Below are 7,718 nucleotides of genomic sequence, written 5' to 3' on the forward strand. Positions count from 1 at the left end.
GGGTGAAAAGGCACTTCGATGAACAAGCCAGTCGTTCTCTTGATGCTATTGACGGTCGCCGTCGTCTGGCGACCCGGGACTGCGTTCGCGGACTCCCAGGGCGACACGCTTTCACAGTGGATTGACCAGCGGGGAGAACAGGTCTGGGGCAAGCCACCGGCTCCGTGCAGCGATCTGACGTTCGTCCGACGCGTTTATCTGGATCTGGTCGGCCGCGTGCCGAGCGTTTCAGAGATCCGCGACTTCCAGACACTCGGCGAGGACCGCCGCGAGCTGTTGGTGAACGAACTAGTGTTCGGCGAGGGGCCGCGACGGGACACCTACACACGGCTCTCGGCGTCGAGTCTTGCGCGGCATTGGCGTCGCGTGTTGATTCCGCCGGGCACGGTCGCCACCGGTTCGGTGCAAGGTTTAGAGACCTGGTTGGCCGACGCATTTCGCGAAGGAAAGCCGTACGACGAAATGATGCGAGAGATCACTCAGATCCAGTCGCCCGATGCCGCCGGCGGGTATTACCGATTGGTCGGGGGCACTCCGGAAACCTATGCCGGCAATCTGTCGCGGGTGATGCTGGGCGTTCGTCTCGATTGCGCGCAATGCCATGACCATCCCTTCACCGATTGGAAGCAACACGACTTTTGGGGATTGGCGGCGTTTTACAGCGACATCAACGGTTCGATCGATAACCCCGACGGATCGCGGCCGACGGGCAAGAGCGGCGAAATCCGATTCGAAGGCGAGACGTACCGGGCGAAGGTGTTGTGGGAAGACACGCCGCTCGACGACGTCACACGTGCGCCACGCGTCCGCCTGGCTCGCTGGATGACGTCCCCGCAGAACCCGAACTTTGCGGCGACGGCGGTCAATCGGTTTTGGCAATTGCTGGTCGGCCGTGGGCTGTACGCCGATATCGAAAACCTGGATTTGGCGAATGAAGACGAGCGCGCGTTCCTGGATGATTTGGGGCAACAATTTGCCGAGGACGGGTTTCATGTGCAGCGTTTGATTGCGGCCATCTGTAAAACGAACTGGTATGCCGCACGTGCGATGTCGGAAACGGATTCGGACGAGACGTTTCGCCGGGAATTGAAAGTCATCAGTCCCGAACAGGTTTTTGATTCACTCGAACAGTCTCTTCATTTACCGATCAGCCGGATCGATCCTGCGGCGCCGCGTTGGACCGGCGCCCGCGCCCAGATGGTCAACCGACTGGGCGAAGCGATCGGAGAAACACCGGAAGATTATGCGTCGGGCATCCCGCAAGCGTTGATGATGATGAACGGTCCGGTCACCTCCGACGCGATCGATTTGGACCGCAGCCGATTGCTGCGTGCGGTGGTCGAGTCGCCGTTTTTCGACGAGGACAAACGGATCGAAACGCTCTATCTGGCGGTGCTGACCCGCGAGCCCTCCGAGGCCGAAAAGCAATCACTGACCGAGTACTTGGACAACAAGCCGGACGAAACGACGCGCCGCAAAGCGTTCGGCGAAATCTTGTGGGCGCTCCTGAACAGCCCGGAGTTTGTGCTATGTCGATGACACGATCCTTCGAAACGTTTTCGCGACGTGATTTGTTTCGCATCGCCGCCGCTTCCCTGGGCGGGATCAGCTGTTCACCATGGCTGCCCAAGCTGGCGCGGGCGGCCGGAACCAAACGCCCACCCAAGGCCTGCATCTTGTTGTGGATGGCCGGCGGACCGAGTCAAATGGAGACGTTGGATCCGAAACCCGGGCACCGCAACGGCGGTCCGACGCAAGCGATTTCCACCGCCGTGCCGGGGATTGAATTGAGCCAAAACTTGCCCGGATTGGCCACCCAGATGAAGGACGTCGCATTGGTGCGTTCGATGAAGACCCGCGAAGGCGATCACGGCCGGGCCACACAATTGATGATGACCGGTTATCGGCCGATGGGCGGCATGACCGACTATCCGGTGTTGGGGTCATTGATCTCGCATCGACTCAAACCGGCCGATTCGCCGCTGCCCGGCTTCGTCTCGATCGCACCCTTTCGATTCGGCAACCTGGGATCCGGTTTCTTGGGTCCGGACCATTCTCCGTTGGTCGTCTCGGGTGCCAGCAACGATCCCAATACCCGAGCCAATTTGACGGTGGAAAACTTGGAGGTTGCCGGCGGCAACCCCGACGCCCTGCTGGAGCGTCAAGGCTTACTGAACATGTTGCGCCAGGGTGCCCCCTCGTCGTCACCGGCCGCCCTCAAGCACGCTTCGGTTTATGACCAAGCGATGCGAATGGTGGAGACGCGTGGCGAGGGGGCTTTTGAATTGGATGAAGAACCGACCGAGTTGCGGGACGCTTACGGTCGCAATCGGTTCGGCCAGGGTTGCTTGCTGGCGCGCCGCTTGGTCGAACGCGGCGTGCCGTTCGTCGAAGTCTCGTTGGACGCCGCCGCACAAGGATCCTGGGATTCACATGTCGACAACTTCAGCGCGGTCAGTTCGATGTGCGAGGTCCTCGACCCGGCCTGGTCGACGCTGTTGAAGGACCTGCGAGACCGCGGCCTGCTCGATTCGACTCTCGTCGTCTGGATGGGTGAATTCGGACGAACGCCGCAGATCAATCCCAACCGCGGCCGAGACCATTTCCCCGACGCCTGGAGCGTGGCGTTGGCCGGCGGGTCGATCGCCGGCGGCCAGGTTTACGGCAAAACCTCCGCCGACGGGATGGAGGTCAGCGACAATCCGGTCACCGCCAGCGATCTGTACGCCACCCTGTTGGAAGGGCTGGGCATCGATTCCGGCGGCGACAACGCGATGGGCAACCGACCGATCCCACTGGTCGACGAAGGTGGAACGCCGATTCGGGAGTTGCTCGGATGAAAGGTTTTTGTTCCAGTCGGCGAGCGGACCCTCACGTCAAGCCGATGATCACCGCATGGCTCACGATCGCACTGGCCTCGGTCGCACTGGCCTCGATCGTGCTGGCCCCGATCATCCCGGCCGCCGCAAAGGGTGCCGACGCCGAACGGCCCTCCGGCATGCACGACATGTTGCTGTTGCTGCCCAACGGTCCGCTGCACTTGCGTGTCCAGATCACCAACCAGGGAAAATCATTGGAGCAAACGCGGCAAGACTACCTCGATCGACTGGTCGCGACACTGGACACGGACATGGACGGCAAAGTCAGTCGCGAGGAAACGAGCAACCATCCGCTGTTCACCACCTCGCGACGGTTCGAAGGCAACAAGTTTCTCAGTTCGCTCCGCAGTCGCCGTCCCTTCACCGAGCGCGAGTTGGCTCTGGCGGTCGATCGGGCGGCCGGCCAGTTGGTCACCTACCGTCAAAACAACGCGCTGGCGGAACAGGACTTGAGTGTTTTTAATGTGCTGGATCAAGATCAATCGGGATTGATCGACCGACGCGAGATGCGTCTGGCCGCGGCCGGAATCGCCGAGCGTGACAGTGACTTTGACCAGTGCATCACCTTCGACGAGTTCCTGTCCGAATCGGTGGACATGCTGAACGGCGTAGTCGTCAATGCGATCGACCAAGAGCCACCCGGATCGGTGCATGCCGAATTGCTTCGCAATGCCGCCGAGCCGATTTTGCCGGCCCGCCTGGTCCGTCGCTATGATCGTGACCGCGACGCGCACCTGACCGCCGACGAACTCGGCTGGAGCGGTCCGCGAATCGCAGCGCTGGACGCCGACGGCAACCAACGCTTGAGCATGCAAGAGCTGTCAACGATCACATCGGCAAAGCCCGATCTGAGCTTAAGCGTCGACTTGAGTGACACCGGCGGCCAGGCGATGAAGGTGCTCGGTCACCTCGACGATGATTCGATCTCGGTTCGAGACGACCTGGTTCGTATCAAACGCGATTCGGTCAGTTTGGGGGTCAGCTATCGCTATCGCGACCCGATGGCCGAAGCGATCAGCAACGCGTCGGATGCCTTCAACGCGATCGATGTCGACGCCAACGGATATTTGGATCGAGACGAAATCGTCGAACACCAGCGTTTCGAACGCTACCTGTTTGACGCGATGGACAAAGACGGTGACGACCGAGTGTTCGCCGACGAAATGATGAGTTACGTCAAAGAGTACACCGAACCGGCATCGACGTCGTGCCAAGTCACGTTGCTGGACACCGGCAACGGTTTCTTTCAATTGCTGGACGTCAACGCCGACGGCAGGATTTCGATTCGCGAGTTGCGTCGCTGTGAACAGACATTGATGGCGGTCGCGGGCGATCAGCCCCAGATCAATCCATCGCAGATGACCGCCTCGTACCGCATCGAAATCAAACGCGGCGGGGTCAGTTTGTTCGGCCGCGTCGATCGGCCGTCGGCCGAGACACCGGCCGCACTGTTGGCACCCCCGAGCGGGCCGATCTGGTTCCAGAGAATGGATCGCAACGGGGACGGCGACCTGACCTGGGACGAATTCTTAGGACCACGTGATGTCTTTCACCAACTGGATCAAGATCAGGATCACCTGATCGATAAAACCGAAGCCTCCAACGCAGACAAGCTAGCCGGATGAGTCGCACAACCGAAAACCTTTCTTCGCCCCAGTCCACCCAGACGTCGGCGTCCCAGACACAACCCTCCAAGAACGGCCAACTGCTTGACCAGGTGGACAAGCTGCGTGAATCCCGGAGGCGGCTTCGTGAAGAAGTCGGCAAAGTCATCGTGGGGCAACAGGACGTCGTCGATCTATTGCTGTTGGGGTTGCTCTGCCGCGGCCACGTGCTGCTGCACGGGGTGCCGGGACTGGGCAAGACGCTGATGGCGCGGACCCTGTCGTCGACCTTGGATCTGAAATTCAAACGCGTCCAGTTCACGCCCGACTTGATGCCATCGGACATCACCGGCACCGACGTGATTGAAGAACAGGAGGGCGGCGGCGGACACCAATTGAAATTCGTCCCCGGTCCGATCTTTACGAATTTTCTGTTGGCCGATGAAGTCAACCGGACGCCGCCGAAGACGCAAGCGGCGTTGCTGCAGGCGATGCAGGAACACGAGGTTTCGGTCGGCAACACCACCTACGAATTGGACCCTCCGTTTTTCGTCGTCGCGACGCAAAACCCGATCGAGATGGAAGGCACGTACCCGCTGCCGGAGGCCCAAGTCGATCGATTCATGTTCAACATCCGCGTCCGCTATCCGACGATCCAAGAGGAAGCGGACATCATCCGCGGCACGACCGGGACGGACACGTTTGAACCCTCGGCGGTCCTCTCAGCGGCCGACTTGTTGCAATTGCAGGAGATCGTCCGCAGCGTGCCGGTCTCCGACGACGTCATCATGTACGCGGCCCGATTGGTCGCCGCGACACGACCACGGCTGAGCGATCGCGGCGCGACCATGGTCGGCAGTGAAGTCGAGATGGTGCGAAAGTATGTCACCTACGGCGCCAGCCCTCGCGCCGGCCAGGCACTGGTGTTGGCCGGCAAAGCACGCGCGGTCCTGGAAGGCCGCTATCACGTCGATTTCGCGGACATCGCGGCGCTGGCCCATCCGGTGCTGCGACACCGGTTGGTGCTGAACTTCCATGGCCGCGCCGACAACGTCGATTCCGATGACGTGATCGATGCGTTGCTCAAAGCGGTCAAGGAGGATGTCTCTTGATCGCCAGTCCCCAACCCAAGAAAGCCTCCAAGTCGCAATCGGCCGGCCAACCCAGCCAACCCGACTGGCTCAAACCGGACGAACTGGCTCGACTCAGTTCGATCGAACTCCGCGCCCGCGGCGTAGTGGAAGGCTTCTTGCAGGGTTTGCACCGCAGCCCGTTCATCGGCTACAGCGTCGAGTTTTCCTCGCACCGCCGTTATGGCCCCGGCGATGATCTGCGGCACGTCAATTGGAAACTGTTTGCCCGCCAGCGAAAACTCTACGTCAAAGAGTTTGACGCCGAGACCAACCTGAACCTGTACCTGTTCGTCGACGCCAGCCGATCGATGCAGTGCAAGGTCGAAGGGGCGATGACCAAACATGAGTACGCCGCGACCTTGGCCGCCGCGTTCGCCGCGTTGGCGCTCAAACAGCGTGACGCGGTCGGTCTGGGGTTGTTCGATGACGGCGTCCGCCACTACATGGATCCCTCGGCGAAACCGGGACGCTGGGAAGATTGCCTGAGCCTGTTGGCGACCCGTCCCGAATCCAACGTCACCGCATTGTCCAAGTCGCTCGAACAGGCCGCCGCATTGGCCCGCCACCGCGGTGTCGTTGTGATCCTCAGCGACCTCGTCGATGACGACGTCGAAGGCATCAAGAAAGGGCTGCAGCAATTGCGCCACCGCGGACACGAGGTCATCGTGTTTCACTTGCTGGATCCCTTTGAACGCTATTTGGCCGAAAGTGGACGCTTTCGGGTGTTGGACATGGAAGGCCCCGCCGAACTGACGACCAACATGGAAAGCATTCGCGCAGATTACTTAAAGAAAATCGAACACTGGTGTGATCAGCTGGATGAAGCCTGTTTGCACCAGGGCGTTGACCGTATCGAGTTGACGACCGACCAGCCGCCGACCGCGGCGCTGGTCGATTATTTAGTGAAACGATCCACCTGATGTTTTGTCGCTCGTTGGTCCTGCCACGAGCATCCGTAGAACGACACACGAGCGACACACCCCCGTTTATCGATGAACTTCATTCAAACCGGATTCCTGATTGGCGGCCTGGCCGTCGCGATCCCAGTGCTGGTGCATTTGCTCAGCCGCTGGCAGGTTCGTCGTGTGGAATTGGGGACGATGCGTTTCCTGCAAGAGGTGATGCAGGACGGCGCCCAACGTCGCAAAATCCGTCGCTGGTTGTTGCTGCTGACACGCATGGCCACGGTCGCCGTGTTGGTGCTGCTGTTCGCACGCCCCTACTTGCCCGAAACCATCCGCCGCGACGGAGATCGTTTGCGCGTGATGTTGATCGACCGCTCGGCCAGCATGAGCATGCCGGGCCAAGGCGGACGGTTGATCGACGATGCGGTGGCCAAAGCGAAAGACGTGGCCGCCGAACTGGGTACCGACGCCACGATCCTCTGGGCCTGGTTTGATTCCAGTGTGGAACCCTTCGACGGCAACCTGGCCCGCGTGTCGGCGCCACGCAGTGTCGTCGGCGACACGAACTATCTGGCCGCTCTCCGCTGGGCCCGCGATCGCGTCGCCGCGGATTCCGACGCGATTGCCGATGTCGTCATTCTCTCGGACCTGCAACAGTCCGGCCTGGCCTCCGACGCGTTGGAAACCGCGACGCTACAGATGCCCAAGCACTTGCCCGTCCGGGTAATCGATGTGGGCCGACCGGCGGCGAACAACCTGGCCATCCAAACGGTCACGACCACGTCGAAGCGACTTTCACCGGAGCGTGACGCGTTGATCAACGCCACGTTGTTCAACTTCGGCACCTTGCCGATGGAAGAGATTCCGATGACGGCGACGGCGACCAACGGCCGACGCAGCGTGCGACTGAAAAAGTCGATCAATCTGCCCGACGGACAGGCCCAAGAACTGTCGTTCGACTTCGGCAAACTGGAACCGGGCACCTGGCAGGTCACGGTGCAATTGGACGTCGAAGACGATTTGGCCGTCGACAATCGACGGATGACGGCTTTCGAAATCGCTCAACCGGCCCCGGTCTTGGTCGTCGACGGCGGCTCGCGTGACGGGGCACAGCTGGCCGAAAGTTTTTATCTGGCCGCGGCGCTGCGACAGACCAGTCGCAAGCCGGAACAGAGCGTCGATGCCGAGCGCGCCGAC

6 protein-coding genes are annotated in these 7,718 nt (G+C 60.9%); all 6 read left to right on the plus strand.

Annotated elements, in window-relative coordinates:
* The first annotated feature begins 18 nt into the window (after positions 1-18).
* Complete coding sequence (locus tag ABX749_RS14440) at positions 19-1,539, plus strand: DUF1549 domain-containing protein (RefSeq protein WP_372896596.1); 1,521 nt, start codon at positions 19-21, stop codon at positions 1,537-1,539.
* Positions 1,530-2,840, plus strand: coding sequence for a DUF1501 domain-containing protein (locus ABX749_RS14445; RefSeq protein WP_095736273.1), 1,311 nt, complete (start codon positions 1,530-1,532; stop codon positions 2,838-2,840). The genes ABX749_RS14440 and ABX749_RS14445 overlap by 10 nt, the downstream gene beginning before the upstream one ends.
* Positions 2,837-4,504, plus strand: coding sequence for a hypothetical protein (locus ABX749_RS14450; RefSeq protein ID WP_372896597.1), 1,668 nt, complete (start codon positions 2,837-2,839; stop codon positions 4,502-4,504). The genes ABX749_RS14445 and ABX749_RS14450 overlap by 4 nt, the downstream gene beginning before the upstream one ends.
* A complete protein-coding gene (locus ABX749_RS14455; RefSeq protein WP_372896598.1) occupies positions 4,501-5,595 on the plus strand; it encodes an AAA family ATPase in 1,095 nt (364 codons plus the stop codon). Before ABX749_RS14450 ends, ABX749_RS14455 begins: the two co-directional genes overlap by 4 nt.
* Positions 5,592-6,536: a DUF58 domain-containing protein gene (locus ABX749_RS14460; RefSeq protein WP_372896599.1), complete on the plus strand. Its 945-nt coding sequence runs from the start codon at positions 5,592-5,594 to the stop codon at positions 6,534-6,536. The genes ABX749_RS14455 and ABX749_RS14460 overlap by 4 nt, the downstream gene beginning before the upstream one ends.
* Before the next feature lie 72 nt (positions 6,537-6,608).
* The coding region (locus ABX749_RS14465; protein ID WP_372896600.1) for a BatA domain-containing protein at positions 6,609-7,718 on the plus strand (1,110 nt) is incomplete at its 3' end.

The organism is Stieleria sp. (assembly GCF_041595215.1).
Lineage (GTDB): Bacteria > Planctomycetota > Planctomycetia > Pirellulales > Pirellulaceae > Stieleria > Stieleria magnilauensis.

What these genes read in the sequence shown, in the direction of transcription:
- ABX749_RS14440 (WP_372896596.1), top strand. Translation starts at nt 19, where the DNA reads ATGAACAAGCCAGTCGTTCTCTTGATGCTATTGACGGTCGCCGTCGTC.
- ABX749_RS14445 (WP_095736273.1), top strand. Translation starts at nt 1,530, where the DNA reads ATGTCGATGACACGATCCTTCGAAACGTTTTCGCGACGTGATTTGTTT.
- ABX749_RS14450 (WP_372896597.1), top strand. Translation starts at nt 2,837, where the DNA reads ATGAAAGGTTTTTGTTCCAGTCGGCGAGCGGACCCTCACGTCAAGCCG.
- ABX749_RS14455 (WP_372896598.1), top strand. Translation starts at nt 4,501, where the DNA reads ATGAGTCGCACAACCGAAAACCTTTCTTCGCCCCAGTCCACCCAGACG.